This is a genomic window from Streptomyces sp. NPDC047453 (assembly GCF_040643155.1).
GTDB lineage: Bacteria > Actinomycetota > Actinomycetes > Streptomycetales > Streptomycetaceae > Streptomyces.
Window position 1 is genome coordinate 46,818 of sequence record NZ_JBEYTS010000022.1, and the last position, 21,516, is coordinate 68,333.

At 70.1% G+C, this 21,516-nt stretch carries 18 protein-coding genes and 5 tRNA genes; 13 read left to right on the forward strand and 10 right to left on the reverse strand.

Annotation, left to right across the window (positions count from 1 at the left end; all coding sequences use genetic code 11):
• Positions 1-117: 117 nt before the first annotated feature.
• Positions 118-1,575 (forward strand): hypothetical protein, encoded by a 1,458-nt coding sequence (locus tag ABZ818_RS20625; RefSeq protein WP_361416306.1) that lies wholly within the window; start codon positions 118-120, stop codon positions 1,573-1,575.
• Between the two features lie 7 nt (positions 1,576-1,582).
• Here ABZ818_RS20625 and ABZ818_RS20630 read toward each other — a convergent pair whose 3' ends face one another.
• A complete protein-coding gene (locus ABZ818_RS20630) occupies positions 1,583-2,191 on the reverse strand; it encodes a YceI family protein (RefSeq protein WP_361416308.1) in 609 nt (202 codons plus the stop codon).
• Between the two features lie 260 nt (positions 2,192-2,451).
• Between ABZ818_RS20630 and ABZ818_RS20635 the strand changes: the two genes are divergently transcribed.
• The 3 genes from ABZ818_RS20635 to ABZ818_RS20645 all read left to right on the forward strand — a co-directional run bounded on the left by ABZ818_RS20635 (position 2,452) and on the right by ABZ818_RS20645 (position 5,091).
• Complete coding sequence (locus ABZ818_RS20635) at positions 2,452-2,976, forward strand: hypothetical protein (RefSeq protein WP_361416310.1); 525 nt, start codon at positions 2,452-2,454, stop codon at positions 2,974-2,976.
• Between the two features lie 276 nt (positions 2,977-3,252).
• Entirely contained in the window at positions 3,253-4,836 is a 1,584-nt protein-coding gene (locus tag ABZ818_RS20640; RefSeq protein WP_361416312.1) for an acyl-CoA carboxylase subunit beta, read from the forward strand.
• Positions 4,837-4,893: 57 nt separating this feature from the next.
• Positions 4,894-5,091 carry an acyl-CoA carboxylase subunit epsilon gene (locus ABZ818_RS20645; RefSeq protein ID WP_225079617.1) on the forward strand — a complete coding sequence of 66 codons (198 nt, stop codon included), beginning with the start codon at positions 4,894-4,896 and terminating at the stop codon, positions 5,089-5,091.
• A 165-nt stretch (positions 5,092-5,256) separates the two neighbouring features.
• Here the strand turns inward: ABZ818_RS20645 and ABZ818_RS20650 are convergent, their stop codons facing one another.
• The 8 genes from ABZ818_RS20650 to ABZ818_RS20685 form a co-directional block, all read right to left on the reverse strand.
• Positions 5,257-5,838: an ATP/GTP-binding protein gene (locus ABZ818_RS20650; protein ID WP_361416314.1), complete on the reverse strand. Its 582-nt coding sequence runs from the start codon at positions 5,836-5,838 to the stop codon at positions 5,257-5,259.
• Positions 5,819-6,391: a DUF742 domain-containing protein gene (locus ABZ818_RS20655; protein ID WP_361416316.1), complete on the reverse strand. Its 573-nt coding sequence runs from the start codon at positions 6,389-6,391 to the stop codon at positions 5,819-5,821. Before ABZ818_RS20655 ends, ABZ818_RS20650 begins: the two co-directional genes overlap by 20 nt.
• 96 nt (positions 6,392-6,487) lie before the next feature.
• The gene (locus ABZ818_RS20660; RefSeq protein WP_055493648.1) at positions 6,488-6,901 is read right to left on the reverse strand and encodes a roadblock/LC7 domain-containing protein; all 414 of its coding nucleotides are present in this window, start codon (positions 6,899-6,901) and stop codon (positions 6,488-6,490) included.
• A gap of 10 nt (positions 6,902-6,911) precedes the next feature.
• Positions 6,912-10,175, reverse strand: coding sequence for a nitrate- and nitrite sensing domain-containing protein (locus ABZ818_RS20665; RefSeq protein WP_361416318.1), 3,264 nt, complete (start codon positions 10,173-10,175; stop codon positions 6,912-6,914).
• Between the two features lie 403 nt (positions 10,176-10,578).
• On the reverse strand, positions 10,579-11,154 hold the full coding sequence (locus ABZ818_RS20670) for an ATP/GTP-binding protein (RefSeq protein WP_361416320.1): 576 nt from the start codon (positions 11,152-11,154) through the stop codon (positions 10,579-10,581).
• Positions 11,135-11,533, reverse strand: a complete 399-nt coding sequence (locus ABZ818_RS20675) for a DUF742 domain-containing protein (protein ID WP_141358025.1) — start codon at positions 11,531-11,533, stop codon at positions 11,135-11,137. The genes ABZ818_RS20670 and ABZ818_RS20675 overlap by 20 nt, the downstream gene beginning before the upstream one ends.
• A 111-nt stretch (positions 11,534-11,644) precedes the next feature.
• Positions 11,645-12,058 (reverse strand): roadblock/LC7 domain-containing protein, encoded by a 414-nt coding sequence (locus ABZ818_RS20680; RefSeq protein ID WP_007503778.1) that lies wholly within the window; start codon positions 12,056-12,058, stop codon positions 11,645-11,647.
• Positions 12,059-12,067: 9 nt separating this feature from the next.
• Complete coding sequence (locus ABZ818_RS20685; protein WP_361416323.1) at positions 12,068-15,859, reverse strand: nitrate- and nitrite sensing domain-containing protein; 3,792 nt, start codon at positions 15,857-15,859, stop codon at positions 12,068-12,070.
• Between the two features lie 601 nt (positions 15,860-16,460).
• Between ABZ818_RS20685 and ABZ818_RS20690 the strand changes: the two genes are divergently transcribed.
• From ABZ818_RS20690 to ABZ818_RS20730, 9 genes are all read left to right on the forward strand, one after another.
• On the forward strand, positions 16,461-16,649 hold the full coding sequence (locus tag ABZ818_RS20690) for a hypothetical protein (RefSeq protein ID WP_361416325.1): 189 nt from the start codon (positions 16,461-16,463) through the stop codon (positions 16,647-16,649).
• A gap of 159 nt (positions 16,650-16,808) precedes the next feature.
• Complete coding sequence (locus ABZ818_RS20695) at positions 16,809-17,594, forward strand: fumarylacetoacetate hydrolase family protein (protein ID WP_141358021.1); 786 nt, start codon at positions 16,809-16,811, stop codon at positions 17,592-17,594.
• Entirely contained in the window at positions 17,587-19,071 is a 1,485-nt protein-coding gene (gltX, locus tag ABZ818_RS20700; RefSeq protein ID WP_361416328.1) for a glutamate--tRNA ligase, read from the forward strand. The genes ABZ818_RS20695 and gltX overlap by 8 nt, the downstream gene beginning before the upstream one ends.
• Before the next feature lie 171 nt (positions 19,072-19,242).
• Positions 19,243-19,977 carry an HAD family hydrolase gene (locus ABZ818_RS20705; RefSeq protein ID WP_361416330.1) on the forward strand — a complete coding sequence of 245 codons (735 nt, stop codon included), beginning with the start codon at positions 19,243-19,245 and terminating at the stop codon, positions 19,975-19,977.
• Positions 19,978-20,067: 90 nt separating this feature from the next.
• Positions 20,068-20,139 (forward strand) — tRNA-Gln (locus tag ABZ818_RS20710).
• 38 nt (positions 20,140-20,177) lie between these two features.
• Positions 20,178-20,250: transfer RNA gene (locus ABZ818_RS20715), tRNA-Glu, on the forward strand.
• Between the two features lie 29 nt (positions 20,251-20,279).
• A tRNA-Glu gene (locus ABZ818_RS20720) sits at positions 20,280-20,352 on the forward strand.
• 20 nt (positions 20,353-20,372) lie between these two features.
• A tRNA-Gln gene (locus tag ABZ818_RS20725) sits at positions 20,373-20,444 on the forward strand.
• Between the two features lie 28 nt (positions 20,445-20,472).
• Positions 20,473-20,545, forward strand: a tRNA-Glu gene (locus ABZ818_RS20730).
• A 168-nt stretch (positions 20,546-20,713) separates the two neighbouring features.
• On the opposite strand, the gene ndgR is transcribed toward ABZ818_RS20730, so the two are convergent.
• Positions 20,714-21,430: an IclR family transcriptional regulator NdgR gene (ndgR, locus tag ABZ818_RS20735; RefSeq protein WP_141358015.1), complete on the reverse strand. Its 717-nt coding sequence runs from the start codon at positions 21,428-21,430 to the stop codon at positions 20,714-20,716.
• Between the last annotated feature and the right edge of the window lie 86 nt (positions 21,431-21,516).

Genomic DNA, 21,516 nt, shown 5'->3' on the forward strand with positions numbered 1-21,516 from the left:
CGGGGGGGGGGGGGGGGTGGGGGGGGGGGGCGGGGGGGGGGGGGCGCCACGCCCCCATTCCGTGTACGGCCACCGTCTGAAGAACCGGTTTTGTCCGCCTTCGGGTAGCTTCTAAGCATGAAGGTCGACACCCCGGCCCGAGTCTTTCTCCGCCCTCTGCTCATCCTCGCCGCCGCCGTGGCGGCCGTCGCGGCGGTGGGACCCGCGGGCGCCGGGACGACGGCGGTCGGTACCACCCGGTCCGTGGCCGCACCGGTCGTGAACGTCCTGCCGGACGGCGTGCCCCGGGTGCCGGCGCCGGGCGGCGTGCCGCGGGTCGCGGCGGCCACCAGCGTCTCCGCGATCGCCGAGGCGCTCCGCAAGGGTCCGGTCTACGTCGACCCGGCCGCGTCCGCCCAGCTGCCGCCCGCCGACGCCGCCGCGCTCACCCGGCGGATCAAGGACGCCGGAAAACCCCTGTTCATCGTCGTCCTGCCCGCGAACTACCCGACGCGGAACCTGTTCACCGAGCTGCGCACGGCCACCGGCGTCACAGGCGCCTATGCCGTCCGCCTCGGCGACCGGTTCGACGCCCGCGCCGACTCCTCGGTGCTGCCGCGCACCGCCGTGAGCAATCTCGTCACCAGCGTCCAGGGCGAGAGCCCCCGGACCCAGCTCACCGACTTCACCGACCGGGCCCTGGCCAACATGGGCGGCAGGGCGCCCTCCACCTGGGGCGGCACCGGGCACGGCGGCACGGTCTCGAACACCGCGCTGATCACCGCCGGCGCGGTCCTGGTGGCGGGCGGTGTGGGCGCGTACGCCCTGGTCCGGCGCGGCAGGAGCCGTCAGGAGGCGGAGCAGCGGGCCGCGCTGGAGAAACTGCGGGTCGTCGTCGACGAGGACATCACCGCCTTCGGCGAGGAGCTGGACCGCCTCGATTTCCATCCCGCGGAGGTCGGCGCGGACGACGCCATGCGCGCGGACTACGAGCGCGCGCTGGACGCCTACGAGCAGGCCAAGCAGTACATGGCCGACGCCCGCAGGCCGGAGGACGTGCGGGCGGTGACCCAGGCTCTGGAGGACGGGCGGTTCTCGCTCGCCCAGCTCGCCGCGCGCCGCGAGGGCCGTCCGCTGCCCGAGCGCCGGCCGCCCTGCTTCTTCGACCCGCGCCACGGTCCCTCGGTGACCGATGCCACCTGGACGCCCCCGGGCGGGTCGCCCCGTCAGGTCCCGGTGTGCGCCGCCGACCAGGCCCGCCTGGCCGACGGCCGCGACCCGCACGTCCGCGAGGTCGACACCGACGGGGGCCGACGCCCCTACTGGGACGCCGGCCCCGCGTACGGTCCCTGGGCGGGCGGCTACTTCGGCGGCGGCCTCCTGCCCGGCCTCCTGGTCGGCACGCTGCTCGGCAGCATGATGGCCACCCCGTCGTACGCGGCCGACTACGGCACCGGTTACGGCGACTTCGGCGCCTACCAGGGCGGCGACCTGTCGGGCGCGGACTTCGACCCGGGCGACTTCAGCGGCGGCTTCGGCGACGGAGGGGGAGGCGACTTCGGTGGGGGAGGCGGCGACTTCGGGGGCGGCTTCTGAGTCCGGCTCAGGCGTTCTTGACGGCCGAGATGTCGAAGTTCAGCTTGATCTTGTCGGAGACCAGGACGCCACCGGTCTCCAGGGCCGCGTTCCAGGTCAGGCCCCACTCCGAGCGCAGGATCTCGGCCTTGCCCTCGAAGCCGACGCGCTCGTTGCCGAACGGGTCCTTGGCGGCGCCGTTGAACTCCAGCTCGATGGTGAGCGGCTTGGTCACGCCGAGGATGGTCAGGTCGCCGGTGATGCGGTAGTCGTCGCCGCCCACGGCCTCCGCCTTGGTGGAGCGGAAGGTCATCTGCGGGAACTCCTCGGTCTTGAAGAAGTCCGCGCTCTTCAGGTGGCCGTCGCGGTCCGCGGAGCCCGTGTCGATGCTCTCCATCTTGACGTCGATGGACGCGGTGGAAGCGGCGGGGTCGGTGCCGTCCAGGTGCAGGCTGCCGGTGAAGTCGTTGAACTTGCCCTTGACGTTCGTGACCATGGCGTGCCGCGCGACGAAGCCGAGCGTGGTGTGGGACGGGTCGATCGTGTAGTCGCCGGTGAGGGCGGCCAGGTCCGGGTTCACGGCGGCCGGGGCGGCGGTGGTGTTGGCGGTGTCGTTCTTGCGGCCGAAGATGCCCATGAGGTGCTCCTTGAGGACGGTGGGTCGCTCGGCGCGGAGACAGAGCGCCGAGTAAGTTGAAGATTCAACGAGGTGAACGAGTACGACCGTAGACCTATTCCGTTCGACTTTCAACATCATCCGGCACGTGTTTGCCGAATCGCGCACGGTAATCGTTTACGCCCTCTGGCGGACGCGCGTAGACCTCGGGCACTATCTCCCTGCATCACCTGCACAGCCGCCCCACAGGACGCACGGCCGACAGCAGGAAAGGTTCCCCAATGAAGACCACGAAGGTCAGCAAGCTCACCAAGGCCCGCGCGGCAGTCACCGCCCTCGCCCTGGTCGTCGCCCCCGGCGTCGCAGTGATCGGCACGGCCACCGAGGCCTCCGCCGCCACCAAGATCAGCCACGCCACCGCCACCCAGATGTTCCGCGACGTGGGCATCACCTGGTCCTCGTCCGGCAACTGCTCCAACCGCAACGTCTCGACCTGCACGTCCTTCGACCAGCTCAACCTCGCCACCGCACAAGGGGCCCAGACGCTCAAGCGGGCCAGCGGCTGCGCCCTCAACATCACCGGCGGCACCGAGACCGGCCACGCCTCCGGCACCTACTCCCACTGGAACGGCTACAAGCTCGACTACGGCAAGAACACCTGCGTGACCAACTACATCAAGAACTACTTCGCCTACATCGGCCTGCGCGGCGACGGCGCCCCCCAGTACCAGTCGGGCTCCGGCAACATCTACGCCGACGAGGGCAACCACTGGGACGTCCTGTACTACAACTGCGGCGGCTGCTGACCCGCCGCCGTCACACCCCCGGACGGCGGCTACGCTCTGTGCGAGCGCGCCGCCGTCCGGGTCTGCGCGTCACTCCAGCGAGGGCATGTGCCCGATCCGAATGTGAGCAGACTCCCATGCCGTGACTTTGTGGCATCCCCACAACGCTGAAGCCCTCTGAGCAGTTGGAAGGGCTGCAAGCCGTCATGGTTCTGTTCAGTGGCACCAGGAAAACGGGTCGGAGACTGTACGGAGTCAACGGCCCGGTTTCCCAGGTGTCCTTCGTAAGGTCGCTACATGACCGTTTTGGAAGAGACGACGGGTGATCCGGCGGACGCACGCGGGCGGGTCGCCGAGCTGCACGGAATCCGTGCGCAGGCGGTGGCGGGCCCCAGCGAGAAGGCGACCGCGGCACAGCACGCCAAGGGCAAGCTGACCGCACGGGAGCGGATCGAACTGCTCCTGGACCCGGACTCCTTCCAGGAGGTCGAGCAGCTGCGCCGGCACCGGGCGAGCGGGTTCGGTCTCGAGGCCAAGAAGCCGTACACCGACGGTGTGATCACCGGCTGGGGCACGGTGGAGGGCCGGACGGTCTTCGTCTACGCCCACGACTTCCGCATCTTCGGCGGCGCGCTGGGTGAGGCCCACGCCAAGAAGATCCACAAGATCATGGACATGGCCATCGCGGCCGGTGCCCCGCTGGTCTCCCTCAACGACGGCGCCGGCGCCCGGATCCAGGAGGGCGTCTCCGCCCTGGCCGGCTACGGCGGCATCTTCCAGCGCAACACCAAGGCCTCCGGGGTCATCCCGCAGATCAGCGTGATGCTCGGCCCGTGCGCCGGCGGCGCCGCCTACAGCCCCGCGCTCACGGACTTCGTGTTCATGGTCCGCGAGACCTCGCAGATGTTCATCACCGGCCCGGACGTGGTCAAGGCGGTCACCGGCGAGGAGATCACCCAGAACGGCCTGGGCGGCGCGGACGTGCACGCCGAGACCTCCGGGGTGTGCCACTTCGCCTACGACGACGAGGAGACGTGCATCGCCGAGGTGCGCTACCTCCTGTCCCTGCTCCCGCAGAACAACCGGGAGAACCCGCCGCGGGTGGAGTCGGCCGACCCGGTCGACCGCCGCTCCGAGGTCCTGCTCGACCTGGTCCCGGCCGACGGCAACCGGCCCTACGACATGGTCAAGGTCATCGAGGAGATCGTCGACGACGGCGAGTACCTGGAGGTCCACGAGCGCTGGGCGCGGAACATCATCTGCGTGCTGGCCCGTCTGGACGGTCAGGTCGTCGGCATCATCGCCAACCAGCCCCAGGTCCTGGCGGGTGTCCTGGACATCGAGGCCAGTGAGAAGGCCGCCCGCTTCGTGCAGATGTGCGACGCCTTCAACATCCCCATCGTCACTCTTTTGGACGTACCCGGCTTCCTGCCCGGCGTCGATCAGGAGCACGGTGGAATCATCAGGCACGGCGCCAAGCTGCTCTACGCCTACTGCAACGCCACCGTGCCGAGGATCTCGCTGATCCTGCGCAAGGCGTACGGAGGTGCCTACATCGTCATGGACAGCCAGTCGATCGGGGCCGACCTCACCTACGCCTGGCCGACGAACGAGATCGCCGTGATGGGCGCCGAGGGCGCGGCCAACGTCATCTTCCGCCGCCAGATCGCCGGGGCCGAGGACCCCGAGGCCATGCGGCAGAAGATGGTCAAGGAGTACAAGGCCGAGCTGATGCACCCCTACTACGCCGCCGAGCGCGGTCTGGTGGACGACGTCATCGACCCGGCGGACACCCGCGAGGTCCTGGTCAAGTCCCTGGCGATGCTGCACGCGAAGCACGCCGACCTGCCCTCCCGCAAGCACGGCAACCCCCCGCAGTAACACAGCGGACTCGCCGCGGTCATCCCGCGGACCCCTCAGCCACGGAGACTGACACCCATGGACAACGTAGACATCCGGGTCGAGAAGGGCCACGCCGAGCCCGAGGAGGTCGCAGCCATCACGGCCATCCTCCTGGCCCGCGCCGCGGCCCGCCCCGCCGACACGACCCCGGCCCACCGCGGCCGCGCCAAGGCCGGCTGGCGCCGCCTGGAGCGCGAGAACGGCTTCCGCGCCCCGCACAGCTGGCACGGCTAGACCGCCGGCCGCCGGTCGAGCCGGCCGCCCACGACGGAAGAGGGCCCCTCCGCTGGGAGGGGCCCTCTTCCGTCGTACTCGTGCTGTGGTCGAGCCCCCTGGGCCGGCAAAAAAGCAGGCGGCCCTTCCCATGAGGGAGGGCCGCCTGCTTGTTCGTCCCGAGTGCTAGCGGAGCCGGGCCATGAGGGCGTGTTCCACCAGGGTGATGAGGGTGGATTTGGCGTCGGCGCGGTGGCGGGCGTCGGTGATGATGATGGGTGCGTCGGGGCCGATCTGGAGTGCTTCGCGGACCTCGTCGGGGGTGTAGGGCTGCTGGCCGTCGAAGCCGTTGAGGGCGATGACGAAGGGCAGTCCGCTGTTCTCGAAGTAGTCGACGGCGGGGAAGCAGTCGGCGAGCCTGCGGGTGTCGACGAGTACGACGGCGCCGATGGCGCCGCGGACGAGGTCGTCCCACATGAACCAGAAGCGGTCCTGACCGGGGGTGCCGAACAGGTAGAGGATCAGGTCCTGGTCGAGCGTGATGCGGCCGAAGTCCATGGCCACCGTGGTGGTGGTCTTGTCCCCGGTGTGGGTGAGGTCGTCGATGCCCGCCGAAGCGGATGTCATCACGGCCTCCGTGCGCAGCGGGTTGATCTCCGAGACAGCGCCGACGAACGTGGTCTTGCCCACGCCGAAGCCGCCCGCCACCACAATCTTCGCGGAGGTGGTGGAGCGGGAAGGACCGCCGCTAGAGCTTGCGAAGTCCACTGAGCACCCTTTCGAGCAGTGTCACGTCTGGCTGGCCACCGGCGTTCTCGTTGCCGCCGGGCTGATGGATGGCGACCAGGCCCGCCTCCGCCAAGTCGGCGACGAGGATCCTGGCCACGCCGAGAGGGATCGAAAGCAGGGCCGAGATCTCGGCCACCGATTTGATCTCGCGGCACAGATGGCAGATCCGCTGATGTTCGGGCAGCTGGCCCTGCATCTGGTGCGGCTGCGCGGTGGTGTGCACCAGTGCCTCTATGGCGAGCTGGTACCGCGGCCTGGTGCGGCCGCCCGTCATGGCGTACGGGCGCACCAGGGGGTTGTTCGATGCCCCCGCGGGCGCCGGTTCAGGGGTGCGTCGCTGGGGTTGGACCGGCTGGATGCGCGGCGCGGGCGGCTGGTCGTACGGTGACGGACCGGGGCCCTGCGGCGCGTATGGCTGCCGGTGGTGGGGGGTGGAGGGGAAGCCGTACGAATTCGCCGAACCGTCGTTCGGGCCCTGGGCAGGGCCATACGACCAGTTGCCCGAAGACGAACCGCCTGGGGGTGTTGCCACGTTCTCTCCTCCTCCGACTGTGCCGGGCATCCAACGGGTGGAAGCCGCGTCCCGAAACCTTACGGCCCCGGGACGCCAAAACGCACCGGCTGTCTGTTAGTTGAGAAGGCTCCCCTGGAGCTCCGCACGGAGATCCGGCGTCAGGACCGTGCCCGCACGGTCCACCAGAAGGGCCATCTCGTACCCGATGAGGCCGATGTCCGCATCGGGGTGTGCGAGGACCGCGAGTGAGGAACCGTCGGAAATGGACATGATGAAGAGGAATCCCCGCTCCATCTCCACAACCGTCTGGTTCACGCTGCCGCCCTCGAAGATGCGCGAGGCACCGGCGGTCAGCGAGGTCAGACCAGAGGCGACGGCCGCGAGCTGGTCGGCGCGGTCGCGGGGGAAGCCTTCGGACATCGCCAGAAGGAGTCCGTCGGCGGAGACCACCACGGTGTGGGACACCCCGGGGGTGTTGTCCACGAAGTTGGTGATCAACCAGTTCAGGTTCTGTGCCGCCTGGCTCATCGGGCTCACACTAACGCTCCTGGTTGTAGGTGCTGTCAGGACCACTGTGTTCATTCCTTGTGGCCTGGCCGTTCTTGTCAATTCCTGCGCTGCGTCCTCGTTGGACGCCCCGGCGCAGGTTGCTCAGCCTGCCCCGGATGTCCTCGGGGGCGCGGGAGACCTGTGGGCCTCCCTGCGGGGTTGATTCCGCGGTGCCTTCGACCAGGTTGGCCTTGGGTACACGCCGCGGCAGTCCGGAGGAGGTCACTCCGCCTGCCTTGGGCTTGCGGAGCTGCGAGGCCTGCTGCCAGCGATTGTCGTTCGCCGAACGCCAGGCGTCGCCGTCGCTCTCCGAAGTCTGGGTCGGTGCTTCCTGGTCCAGGGGCCCCGCGCCGTTCGAACCGCTCGCGACGGATCCGCGACGGGGCAGCCCGGCGTCGGTCAGGTCGTGGGCGGCGGAGGGGGCCGGTCCAGGACGCTCGAAGCCTACGTGGTCCGCCTCGGTCACGTCAGCGGCCTGCGTGGATTCCGCTTCCGGAGCGTACTGGTCCGGGTAGCCGTTCTGGTATCCGTCCGGCTGCGGCCAGTCGTCCTGGTAGGACTGCTCCTGGAAGCCGGCGAACGCCTCCGGCGCCGCGGCGTGCGCCGACGTGGGCTCCTGCTGTCCGGGCTCCGCATAGCCGGGGTCGGGGTAGCCGCCGTTGGACGAGTAGGCATCGCCCTGCGGCATACCGCCGTTCGGTGCGTAGTAACCCTCGTCGTACGCCGGCCGGGCCTGCTCGTCGTACGCCGTCTGCTGCTGGTCGTACGCAGAGTGCTGCGGTTCCTCGTACGGCGTCTGCGGGTCGTACCCGCCCTGCTCCGGGAAGGGCATCCGGCCGGTGTCGTACGGCTGCTGCTGCCCGGTGTGCTCGCCGGGGTACCCGGCCGGCTCGGCCGTCTCCGGGCCCGTCGGCCGGTCGTGCGTCTGGGCCTCCAGGGCGGCGCGGCGCTCCTCGCGCTTGAGGGAGCGGCCGACGGGGTCCAGCTCCTGGGAGCCGTCCGGGGCGTCGGCGTACCGGCTGTCGTCGAAGCCGAGCTCCGCGGCGGTGCGCAACGGCGGGAGAGCCCCGAAGTCCTCGCCCGGGATCTTCTGCTCCGGGATGATCTGCGAGACGGTGAAGTCGTCACGGTCCAGCGCCTGTTCGCCGCCACCGCCATGGGTGATCGCGTCCGGCAGCATGACCAGCGAGGTGGTGCCGGCCTGCTCGCCGGAGGGGCGCAGCTGGACGCGGATGCCGTGCCGGTCGGCGAGGCGGCCGACCACGAACAGGCCCATGCGCTGGGAGATCGCGGCGTCCACGGTGGGCGGGTTGGCCAGCTTGTGGTTGATGTCCGCGAAGTCCTCGGCGGTCAGGCCGATGCCCTTGTCGTGGATCTCGACCATGATCCGGCCGTCGGGCAGCCGGGTCGCGGTGACCCGGACCTTGGTCTGCGGCGAGGAGAAGGTGGTGGCGTTCTCCAGCAGCTCGGCCAGCAGGTGCACGAGGTCGGTCACGGCGCGGCCGTGGATCTCGGCCTGGGGTACGCCGGAGAGCTCGATGCGCTCGTACTGCTCCACCTCGGAGGAGGCGGCGCGCAGCACGTCGACCAGCGGGACGGGCTGGTCCCAGCGGCGGCCGGGCTCCTCGCCGGCGAGGACGAGGAGGTTCTCGCCGTTGCGGCGCATACGGGTCGCCAGGTGGTCCAGGCGGAAGAGGTTCTCCAGCTGGTCCGGGTCGGCCTCGTTGTTCTCCAGGTCGGTGATCAGGGTCAGCTGACCCTCGATCAGCGACTGGTTGCGGCGCGAGAGGTTGGTGAAGATCGCGTTGATGTTGCCCCGCAGCAGGGCCTGTTCGGAGGCGAGCCGGACGGCCTCGCGGTGCACCTGGTCGAAGGCGCGGGCGACCTCGCCGATCTCGTCGGTCGAGGTGATCGGGATCGGCGCGACCCGGGTGTCGACACGGCCGGGGTCGGTGCGCGAGAGCTGGTCGACCAGCATCGGCAGGCGCTGCTCGGCGATGCCGAAGGCGGCGTTGCGCAGCCGGCGCATCGAGCGGCTCATCTGGCGGGCCACCAGAGCGGCCAGGATGAAGGCGGCGAGCAGGGCGACCAGGACGATCGCGCCGGTGATGAACGTCGACTGCTTGGCGTTGTCGGCGATCGAGGCCGCCTCGTTCACCGCGGTGTCGGCCATGTCCGACTCGATCTGGCCGTAGGCGTCGAACTTGAGGGTGTTGACCGCCCACCAGTTCTCGGGCGTGATGCCCTTCTGAGCCAGGGCCGCGCGCTCGGCCGGGTCCGTGCCGTTCAGCGTGGCCAGCGCCGTGACCATCTGGGTCGGATCCTGCGGCGGGGGCACGTAGTTCGGGTCCTTGGCCTTGGCCTGCTGGGCCATGGTCGCGGCGTTGGCCTGGATCTCCCTCTTCAGCGCGTCCAGCTTGTCCGCGTCCTCCTGGGTGCCGCCGCCGATGTACTCCTCGATGGCGATGCCCTCGAGGTAGGCGTAGGAGGACAGGGCGACGCGCTGGCCGGCCAGGCTGGTGGCGTCGGGGCCGGGCTTGATCAGCAGGTGCATGCCGATCGAGCGCTCCAGCGACAGCGCGGCCTTGGTCAGCGAGATGGCGTAGACGGTACGGCCGTAGGAGGTGATGTTGCCGGTGCCCAGGCCGAGTTCGTTGGCGAACTCCATCAGCGGGTGGGCGACCTTGACGTAGCCCTCCTCGGTCTGCACGCCGGGCAGCTTGGAGGTGAACGACGCGGCACGCAGCTTCTGCAGCTCGGGCTCGGCGTCGCGGAACAGCTTGAGCCGGCGATCCAGCCCGGCCTTGTGCGGCATGGACTGCGCGGCCCGGTCGAAGGCGTCGGCGGCCTTGTCGGTGACCTCGCGTGCCTCGGTGACGGCCGGGTCGTTCTCGCCCTTGCCCTGGAGCAGGGGGGCCGCGCTGACGTCGCGCTCGTGATAGAGGGCGTCGGCGTAGGCCAGCGAGGCCTGCACCAGGCGAGCGGTGTGCTCGGCGTCCTGCGCGTTCTGCCAGGTGTTGATCGAGCTGTTGACCTGGAAACCGCCCATGACCAGGCCGACCAGCACGGGCAGGAGCAGGATGGCGTTCAGCCGGGTCGGCACCCGCCAGTTGCGCGGGGAGAAACGGCCACCGCTCGCGGTGGGCGCGGCCGTCGGCTCCGAACCGGGCACGTGCGCGGGCGCCGCTCCGCGCGGCGGCGGGGTGAAATTGCCCCGGGCCGACGGCTCGGGGCCGTTCTTGCTTCGCCTCACTCGACCAACAACCTCTCGGCGGTCGGCACCTACGTTGTGCCGCAGTGTCTCAGAACCCTGTCCGCCATAGGCGGCCACTACCGGTGAGTACGTCTTTGACCATTGGGTAGTTCACGCATTCCAGCACGTCAACATGCGCACTTCCAAACAGCGGAAACGAGTGGTTCCACGTGACGCACGTCCCACATAAAACGGTCATAAAGAGCTAGCCCCGGCAAAAAGCCGGGGGAATGTGCGCACAGCGGCACCGTATGTGCGCGACGCGTGGCCATACCACGCGATTCCTCTGCCGAAACGTTATGAACACCGGGGCCGACCGTGTCAAAGGACACAGCCGGCTCCGGTGCATCTACGACAACTGCCGCATTGCGCTGCCGACTTGGGGCTGCTCGTGGAGCTTCGGCTACCTCAGTCGGGCCATGAGGGCGTGTTCCACCAGGGTGATGAGGGTGGATTTGGCGTCGGCGCGGTGGCGGGCGTCCGTGGTGATGATGGGTGCGTCGGGGCCGATCTGGAGTGCTTCGCGGACCTCGTCGGGGGTGTAGGGCTGCTGGCCGTCGAAGCCGTTGAGGGCGATGACGAAGGGCAGTCCGCTGTTCTCGAAGTAGTCGACGGCGGGGAAGCAGTCGGCGAGCCTGCGGGTGTCGACGAGTACGACGGCGCCGATGGCGCCGCGGACGAGGTCGTCCCACATGAACCAGAAGCGGTCCTGACCGGGGGTGCCGAACAGGTAGAGGATCAGGTCCTGGTCGAGCGTGATGCGGCCGAAGTCCATGGCCACCGTGGTGGTGGTCTTGTCCCCGGTGTGGGTGAGGTCGTCGATGCCCGCCGAAGCGGATGTCATCACGGCCTCCGTGCGCAGCGGGTTGATCTCCGAGACGGCACCCACGAACGTGGTCTTGCCCACGCCGAAGCCGCCCGCCACCACAATCTTCGCGGAGGTGGTCGCCCGGCCCCCGTCAGAGCTTGCGAAGTCCACTGAGCACCCTTTCGAGCAGCGTCACATCCGGTGCGCCACCGTTGTTCTCGTCCCCGCCCGGCTGGTGGATGGCCACCAGGCCGGCCTCCGCGAGGTCCGCTACGAGGATCCTGGCCACGCCCAGCGGCATGGCGAGGAGCGCCGAGACCTCGGCCACGGATTTCACCTCGCGGCACAGGTGGCAGATCCGCTGGTGCTCCGGGAGCAGTCCCATCAGCGCTGCCGGGTCGGCCGTCGTACTGATCAGTGCCTCGATGGCGAGCTGGTAGCGCGGCCGGGTCCGGCCGCCGGTCATCGCATAGGGACGTACCAGCGGCTGGTCGCCCTCATCCCCGTACGGCTCAGCGTACGGATCATGAGAGGCGGGGGGCGGGGTCATGAATCCTCCGGGCGGGACAGCAAGTCGGTCAGTCAAGCCGTCTGACGGGGCCGGTGGGGGGATTGTGGCGGCCGGACGGTGATTTGGTGAGGTGGATGGTGCCGGAGCCGGTCAGTGCAGCAGACTGCCCTGTAGTTCGGCGCGCAGGTCGGGTGTGAGGACCGCCCCCGCGCGGTCGACGAGCAGCGCCATTTCGTAGCCGACGAGGCCGATGTCGCACTCGGGGTGGGCCAGAACCGCCAGGGACGACCCGTCCGAGACGGACATCAGGAAGAGGAAGCCGCGCTCCATCTCGACGACCGTCTGCGACACGTCGCCGCCCTCGAAGATCCGGGAGGCCCCCGCGGTCAGCGAGGTCAGACCGGACGCCACGGCCGCGAGCTGGTCGGCGCGGTCGCGGGGGAACCCTTCGGACATCGCCAGTAGGAGTCCGTCGGCGGACACCACGACGGTGTGGGACACCCCGGGGGTGTTGTCCACGAAGTTGGTGATCAACCAGTTCAGGTTCTGTGCCGCCTGGCTCATCGGACTCAACTAACGCTCCTGCTGGTGAGTGGGGCTCGGGAAACTGCCCGTCTGACCTGTGCCGGCCTGACGGCCCTGTGCGATGCCCCGACGGAGATTGGTCAGCCGGCCGCGTACGTCGTCAGGCGAACGCGAGACCTGCGGACCGCTCTGGTGCTGTTGCTGCTGAGCCGTGCCCGGGACGAGGTTGGCCCGGGGCACCCGGCGCGGCAGGCCGGAGGTGGTGACACCGCCCGCAGCCGGCTGCCTGACACGCTCGGCCTGCCGTACGAGGTCGTCGTTCGGCGAGGTGCGCCAGGTGGAGGCGGCGGGACGCTGGGGGGCCGCAGGAGTCTGCGGCTGTTGCTGTTGCTGCGGCGGCGAGGCGGGAGCCGGTTCGCTGCTCTGCTGATGCCGGTCACCGCGGAACCAGTTGGTCTCCAGGGTGTCGAACAGAGGTGTACGGCCGTCGCCGGGACCCGGGGCCGGCGGCAGGGCCCAGGCGTCGTCCGGCCGCTGCTGCGGGGCAGCCGCGTTGCCCGGTTCCGGGCGGGCGGGACGCTGCTGGGGCCGCTGGGCGGCCGGACCGCGCAGGCCGCCGAAGTCGGCGGCGCCGCCCGGGTGGGCGTTGCGGCCGGGCGCGCCGTTGTCGTGCCCGGGCTGGGTGAACTGGCCCGTGGAGCCGTTGTCGTACCCCTGCTGGGCGGCGAACTGCCCGGTGGAGCAGTTGTCGTATCCCTGCTGGGCGGCGAACTGGCCTGTGGAGGCGTTGTCATACCCCTGCTGGGCGGCGAACCGGCCCGTGTCGGCGGGGTTGTTCTGCCCGCCCTGGCCGTAGACGTCCGGGCGGACGAACTGGCCCGTGTTCTGGGCGTCGTTGGCACCCGGGTGGGGGGCGTTGAAGTCGGGGCGGGGGAACGCCGAGGTATCCGCTGCGGAGCCCGGTCCCTGACGGTCGTCGAAGCGGGGTATCTCGGCCGTCGAGCCGGGTCCCTGCCGGTCGTCGATCCGCGGCATCCGGGAGGTCTGCGACGGGTCCTGCTCGTCGTGGCCGCGCGGCGCGTCCAGAGCGGCCCGGCCCTGAGCGTTCTCGTCGCCCCAACCCGGCGTACGGGACGGCCCGTTGCCGCCCGGCAGCTCGGCCCGCGCGCCACCGCGCGGCGGCAGTTGGGGCTGCCGGCCCGTCTCTCCGCCGTTTCCGCGCTGCGGGGGCACGCCACCGCGTGCGCTGCCGAAGGTGTCCTGGCGGTGTCCGTCGCCGAAGCCCTGCGGAGCGCCCGCACCGGGACCCTGCGGACCCTGCGGCCCGCCGGGTGCCTGGCCGCCGAAGCCGCCGGCCATGCCCGACGAGGCCGGGCGGCCCTGCTGCGGCTGCCCCGGACCCTGCTGGCCGCGCGGTCCGTTCGGACCGTTTGGACCGCCCTGGCGGCCGGCGCCGGGCAGCGCGGCCCGCGGACCCTGGCCGCCACCGACCTGGCCGCGGGGAGCGGCTCCGGCACCGAGCCGGCCTGCCCCGCCCTGCTGACCGCCCGCACCGAGGGCTCCGCCGCCCTGCTGACCGCTCTGACGACGGGCCGCTGCGGCGCCGGCGGCGGCGGCAGCCGCCGCCGGACCACCCGCGGACGGGCCGCCGGGCTTGCCCGCGCCCGGCTTCTTGCCGCCCTGGGCGACGTCGACGGGCAGCATGACCAGAGCCGTCGTACCACCGGAGTCGGAGGGGCGCAGCTGGATGCGGATGCCGTGGCGCTGGGACAGACGACCGACCACGAAGAGGCCCATGCGGCGGGAGACCGACACGTCCACGGTGGGCGGCGAGGCGAGCCGCTCGTTGATCGCGGCGAGGTCCTCCGGGGACAGACCGATACCGGTGTCGTGGATCTCGATCAGCACCCGGCCGTCCGGCAGCGCGTGACCGGTGACCTTGACCTTGGTCTGCGGCGAGGAGAACGAGGTCGCGTTCTCCAGCAGCTCGGCGAGCAGGTGCACGAGGTCGTTGACGACCCGGCCGGCGACCTCGGTGCCCGGCACCGAGGCCAGCTCGATGCGCTCGTACTGCTCCACCTCGGACGCGGCGGCGCGGAGCACGTCGACCAGCGGGACCGGACGGGTCCAGCGGCGGCCGGGCTCCTCACCGGCGAGGACGAGGAGGTTCTCACCGTTACGGCGCATGCGCGTGGCGAGGTGGTCGAGCTTGAACAGCGAGGACAGCTGGTCCGGGTCGGCCTCGCGGGACTCGAGCTCGGAGATCAGCGACAGCTGGCGCTGGATCAGACCCTGGGAGCGGCGCGAGAGGTTGGTGAACATCGCGTTGACGTTGCCCCGCAGCAGGGCCTGCTCGGCGGCGAGGCGGACCGCCTCGCGGTGCACGTCGTCGAAGGCCGCGGCCACCTGGCCGATCTCGTCCCGGGAGTGCACACCGACCGACTCCACGGACGTGTCCACGTCCTGCGGGTCGGACTCCGACAGCTGCCGGACCAGTTCGGGCAGGCGGTCCTGGGCGACCCTGGTGGCGGTCTCCTGGAGCCGGTGCAGCGAGCGGATCATGGAGCGGGCCACGACGAAGGCGCCGACCAGCGACACGCCGAGCACGAGCAGGATCAGCACACCGGAGACGATGGCGTCGTACTCGGTGGCGCTGCGCAGCTCGCGGGCCTTCTGCTCCATCTCCTCGAGCAGCGTGTGCTCGATGTTCTTCATCTGCTGGATCTTGGTGGAGCTGTCGTCGACCCAGTCGCGGTAGGAGCGCTTGGGTGCCTGCGCCAGGCCCTCGGGGCGGTCCAGGACGCGCTTGGCGTAGGTGTCCGCGGACAGGATCGTCGGGTTGCCCTCTGCGATGGGCTTGATGAGCTCCTCGGAGCCGTCCCCGTAGATGTTGCGGAAGCCGTCGAGGTCGGAGATCTGGCTCTCCAGCGCCTGCTGGGCGTAGAGGCGGTCGTTCTCCGAGAGCTTGCCGGCGCTGGTGTTGTTGGCCGGCAGCGCGGCGGCGATGACGGCGCGCTGGACGGACGCGTACTCCTTGGCGGAGGAGAAGGCGGCCAGGGCGCGTGTGCGCTGGATCATCTGCGGGTTGCTGGTCGCCTCGGCCATGTCCTGGGAGAGGGCGAGCAGCTCGGTGATGAGCCGGTGGTAGCTCTCGACCGTCCGGGCCGAGTTCTCCTGGGACTGGTACGCGTCCTTGCGGATCTTGGTGAGGCCGTTGAGGTCGCTCGCCAGGCCGACGAGGGTCTGGCGGACACCCAGGAGGGTGCCGTTCTTGCTGGCGGCGTCGATCTCCTCGGACGCGGAGACGAAGTTGTCCCGGGCCCGGTCGGTCCGGTCCCGGTAGCCCTTGATGGTGATGGCGGCCGCGCTGGAGCGCTGCGCCAGCGGGCCGGCGGACTGGTCGCGCTCCTCCTGGAGCGCGGCGGCCAGTTCGGTGGCCTGCTTGGTCATGTCCGTCAGCAGCTTCATGTTGTCGAGCTGCTGGATGTCGTCCAGGCTCTGGCTGATGCGCATCCCGCCCAGCGAGGTCGCCGCGACCACGGGCAGGGCGAGCAGCGACACCAGACGCGTGGAGATGCGCCAGTTGCGCAGGGCCATGCGCGAGCCGGAGCCCGACGGACCCTGGCTCCCTGTCTGCTTGGCCGCCGGAGCCCGGCTCGACGACGCCGACGCACCCGTCGGGCCGGTCGTGCCCGAGCGTCCGGGGCGCTCTGCGCCGTCGCCGGCCGGGGCCGGGTTCTGGGCGTGCTGGGGCGAGGAGCTGACGGCCATGGGGCCAGTCCCGCCGTGCGGCTCCGGCTCCGCCGAAGCGCTGCCATCCCTCTTGAAACGTCCCTGCACTAGCGTCGCAACCTCTGGACCAGGCGCCCCTCCGCGCGAGCGGAAGGACGGTGTCGGCGTTGTGGGAAGCGCCCTGAACACACTTCCCGGATGGTCGTGAGTGACCGGCGCTGGTTCCCCCTTCTCGCCGCCACTCGGCGCTGCGTTGCGCCCCCTGCGCGCCGGCTCGATCCTGCAGCGGTCCGTGGCATTCCAGCACAGTGCCGGATCTCCAACAAGGCATGTGGACCAGGCTGTGACCTCCGTGACAGCCCGTGAGTGACGGATTACCTGATGTGGAAAGTGATCTCCCGTATAGGGGACATTTCGCTACGTACCCGCGAGTCACTTGAGGTGTCCCAGTCGCCATGATCGGGAGCGGAATGATGGCTTCAGTGGGTCAATGTCCGATTCAGCGGCAGGTAAAGCGCTCATGAATTGTCTGGATTGTCGAGGTGTTCGTGAGCAAACTCACACCGACATCACGGGCTCTTCACGCCTTCGGCCGGGAATTGAATGTTTAGCCTGACGCTTTACAGGGATGGCAAATCCGACAACCGGCGCCCGCGCGGGGGTCATGCGGACCTCCCGGTGCCCGAAGACGACAAGGTCTCGTACAACCGTGAAGACGACGATGATGTTCCGCACCATAGCCAACCCCCGGCGCACGACGCTGATGCACCTCGAAGGAGCCGACGCGCTGCCGACGCCGGAGCAGCCGGAGCACTCCGTCTCCCTTCCCGAACAGACCGCCAACCCCCGGCGCACCGTCCTCATGGAGGTGCCCGTGGCGGCCGCCGTCGCGGAGTAGCGCGCGGTCCGGTCACGGACGGAGATTCAGGGGCGTCCCGCCTGCGGGGCGCCCCGCCTTCGTGCCCCGCGCGCCGTAATGGCGCGAGGTCCGGGGCCCCGGCCGCGTTAGCCTGGAGCGTCAGACTCCAGCCGCTTCAGTCAAGGGGCCAAGCAACCCGTGCGCATCGCCAGGTTCTCCATCGACGGGAACGTCGCCTTCGGCGCGGTCGAGGGCGACAAGCCGGACGAACTCGTCCTCGACATCATCAAGGGCATCCCGTTCGCGGACTTCGAGCTCAGTGGCACCCGGGTGCCACTGAGCAAGGTACGGCTGCTGCCGCCGGTGCTCCCCAACAAGGTCGTGGCCTTCGGCCGCAACTACGCCGAGCACGCACGCGAACTCGGCAACGAGGTGCCCGACGCGCCGTTCGCCTTCTTCAAGCCGTCCACCTCGGTGATCGGCCCCGGCGACCCGATCCAGTACCCCTCCTTCTCCCAGGAGCTGCACCACGAGGCCGAGCTGGCCGTGGTCATCGGCCGCATGTGCCGCGAGGTCCCGCGCGAGCGCGTCAAGGACGTGATCTTCGGCTACACCTGCGCCAACGACGTCACCGCCCGCGACGTGCAGCGGCGCGAGAAGCAGTGGGCCAGGGCCAAGGGCTTCGACACCTCCTGCCCGCTAGGCCCCTGGGTGGAGACGGACATCGACCTCACCGCCGCGGCCGACCTGACCATCCAGCTCACCGTCAACGGCGAGCAGCGGCAGCTGGGCCGCACCAGCGAGATGATCCACCCGATCGAGGATCTGATCGTCAACATCTCCGAGGCCATGACGCTGCTCCCCGGCGACGTGATCCTCACGGGCACCCCGGCTGGGGTCGGCCCCCTCAACGTCGGCGACGAGGTCGCCGTCACCATCGAAGGCATCGGCACTCTCACCAACAAGGTTGTCAAGCGTGGCTAGCGCATCCGGTTCCCCCGTACGCGTCCGTTTCTGCCCGTCGCCCACCGGTAACCCCCATGTGGGCCTGGTCCGCACCGCCCTGTTCAACTGGGCGTTCGCCCGGCACCACCAGGGCACTCTGGTCTTCCGCATCGAGGACACCGACGCGGCCCGCGACTCCGAGGAGTCCTACAACCAGCTGCTCGACGCGATGCGCTGGCTGGGCTTCGACTGGGACGAGGGCCCCGAGGTCGGCGGACCGCACGCGCCGTACCGGCAGTCGCAGCGCATGGACATCTACCAGGACGTCGCCCACAAGCTGCTCGAGGCCGGCCACGCCTACCACTGCTACTGCTCCCAGGAGGAGCTGGACAGCCGCCGCGAGGCCGCTCGCGCGGCCGGCAAGCCGTCCGGCTACGACGGCCACTGCCGCGACCTGACCGCCGCGCAGGTGGAGGAGTACAAGGCCCAGGGCCGGGCACCGATCGTCCGCTTCCGCATGCCCGACGAGACGATCACCTTCACCGACCTGGTCCGCGGCGAGCTGACCTTCACCCCGGAGAACGTCCCGGACTACGGCATCGTCCGCGCCAACGGCGCCCCCCTGTACACCCTGGTCAACCCGGTCGACGACGCGCTCATGGAGATCACCCACATCCTGCGCGGCGAGGACCTGCTCTCCTCCACCCCGCGCCAGGTCGCCCTGTACAAGGCGCTGATGGAACTGGGCATCGCCAAGGAGACCCCGGCCTTCGGTCACCTGCCGTACGTGATGGGTGAGGGCAACAAGAAGCTCTCCAAGCGCGACCCGCAGTCGTCGCTGAACCTCTACCGCGAGCGCGGCTTCCTGCCCGAGGGCCTGCTCAACTACCTCTCCCTGCTCGGCTGGTCGCTCTCCGCCGACCGGGACATCTTCTCCGTCGAGGAGATGGTCGCGGCCTTCGACATCGCGGATGTGAACCCCAACCCGGCCCGCTTCGACCTGAAGAAGTGCGAGGCGATCAACGCCGATCACATCCGGCTGCTCGACGTGAAGGACTTCACCGAGCGCTGCCGCCCCTGGCTCCAGGCTCCGTCCGCCCCCTGGGCCCCGGAGGACTTCGACGAGACCAAGTGGCAGGCGATCGCCCCGCAGGCGCAGACGCGTCTGAAGGTCCTGTCCGAGATCACGGACAACGTGGACTTCCTGTTCCTGCCCGAGCCGGTCTTCGACGAGCCGAGCTGGACCAAGGCGATGAAGGAGGGCTCGGACGCCCTGCTCCGCACCGCCCGGGAGAAGCTGGAGTCGGCCGACTGGACCTCCCCCGACTCCCTGAAGGAGGCCGTCCTGGCCGCCGGCGAGGCCCACGGCCTCAAGCTCGGCAAGGCCCAGGCCCCGGTCCGCGTGGCCGTCACCGGCCGCACGGTCGGCCTGCCCCTCTTCGAGTCCCTCGAGGTGCTGGGCAAGGAGACGACCCTGGCCCGCATCGACGCGGCGCTGGCGAAGCTGGCGGCGTGAGCGTGCGGCGCTGACACGGATACGGCCGTCACGGATACGGCTGTCACAGGCTACGCGCGAGGGGCGGCACCCGGCCGGGGTGCCGCCCCTCGGCGTTCGGCACCGCCCGCCGGGAACGGATCTTTCAGCGGCCCGCCGCCGCGCGGCCGTCCGGACGGTACCGTCGGTGGCATGGCGATCAGAGCGGTCCTGTGGGACGTCGACGACACCCTCTTCGACTACACGACCGCCGACCGGGCCGGCATGCGGGCGCACCTGGTGGCCGAGGGGCTGCTGGACGGGTACGGGACCGTGGAGGAGGCCCTGGCCCACTGGCGGCGGATCACCGACGCGCAGTGGGCGCGGTTCTCGGCGGGGGAGGCGACCTTCGAGGAGCAGCGGCGGGACCGGGTGCGGGACTTCCTCGCCCGGCCGGAGCTGACCGACGACGCGATCGACGCGTGGTTCGAGCGCTACCTGGGCCACTACGAGGCAGCTTGGGCGCTCTTCCCGGACGTGCTGCCCGTCCTGGACGCGCTGGCCGTCAGTCATCGACACGCCGTGCTGTCCAACTCCAGCATCCACGTGCAGGAGCGCAAGCTGCGCACCCTCGGTGTGCGCGACCGCTTCGAGACCGTACTGTGCGCCGCCGAACTCGGGGTGTCCAAGCCGGAGCCGCGGGCGTTCCACGCGGCCTGTGAGGCCCTGGAACTCGGCCCGCACCAGGTGGCGTACGTCGGCGACCACCCGGAGATCGACGGGCGGGGTGCCGCAGAGGCCGGGCTGCTGTCGGTCTGGATCGACCGCGCGGGCGTGCACGCCGAAGACCATGACGGCGCGCGCCGGCACCGGATCGCCTCGCTCGCCGAACTGCCCGCGATCCTCGGCTCCGATACTCGTTTTGGAGCCCCGTCCACCTTCAGGTAATGTTCTTCCTGCGCCGCGGGGCGCGGGCCGAAGGTCCGGAACCGCGGGTGCAACACTAGAACAGGATCCCCATAGGATCTTGCTTTTCAGTGGCCTATGGTGTAATTGGCAGCACGACTGATTCTGGTTCAGTTAGTCTTGGTTCGAGTCCAGGTAGGCCAGCTCGCAGAGCTCATCTGCACCGCGGATCTCATCCGCAGGCCCCCGTTGTGTAGCGGCCTAGCACGCTGCCCTCTCAAGGCAGTAGCGCCGGTTCGAATCCGGTCGGGGGTACGGATCTCAGGAGTATTCCAGGGATCAAGGCCCCCGTTGTGTAGCGGCCTAGCACGCCGCCCTCTCAAGGCGGTAGCGCCGGTTCGAATCCGGTCGGGGGTACGACTGGTCTAAACCATCATTGGTCTATGGTGTAATTGGCAGCACGACTGATTCTGGTTCAGTTAGTCTTGGTTCGAGTCCAGGTAGACCAGCTCGGACCTGCGGAAACGCAGTGTCCATGCCCCCGTTGTGTAGCGGCCTAGCACGCCGCCCTCTCAAGGCGGTAGCGCCGGTTCGAATCCGGTCGGGGGTACGCAGTCGGAAGGGCCCTCCCTCGGGAGGGCCCTTCGGCGTTTCCGCGGAGTTCCTGCCCCCGCCCCGGTGGGCTGGGGAGGGGCGGCGGTGGGTCGGCGGGTGGGGGAGTCGGCTGCCGGAAGGGCCTGCCGCGGCGTTGAGGCCGGCCCTTGCGGTTTTTCCTGCGTCAGCCGGAGCGGCGCAGGGCCTCGGACAGGCGCGCGGCGGCGTCGATGACCGCCTGGGCGTGCATGCGGCCGGGGTGGCGGGTGAGGCGCTCGATGGGGCCGGAGACCGAGACGGCGGCCACCACGCGGTTGGAGGGGCCGCGCACGGGCGCGGAGACGGACGCGACGCCCGGCTCGCGCTCGCCGATCGACTGGGCCCAGCCGCGGCGCCGTACGCCCGACAGGGCCGTCGCCGTGAAGCGGGCACCCTGGAGGCCGCGATGGAGCCGCTCCGGCTCCTCCCAGGCCATCAGGACCTGCGCCGACGAACCCGCCTTCATCGTGAGCGTGGAACCGACCGGGACGGTGTCCCGAAGGCCGGACAGGCGCTCGGCCGCGGCGACGCAGATGCGCATGTCGCCCTGGCGGCGGTAGAGCTGCGCGCTCTCGCCCGTCACGTCCCTCAGATGTGTGAGCACCGGCCCCGCGGTGGCCAGCAGGCGGTCCTCGCCCGCGGCCGCGGCCAGTTCCGCGAGGCGCGGGCCGAGGATGAACCGGCCCTGCATGTCGCGCGCCACCATGCGGTGGTGTTCCAGCGCCACGGCCAGCCGGTGGGCCGTGGGTCGTGCCAGTCCGGTGGACGCGACCAGACCCGCGAGGGTGGCCGGACCGGACTCCAGAGCGCTCAGGACAAGGGCTGCCTTGTCCAGAACGCCGACGCCGCTACTGTTGTCCATGCAACGATACTTGCGTCTCACTCTGTGAAACGCAAGTTCAATTTTCCGTGGAACACGCCACTCTGGAAGTCATGGCGGCCCGTGGA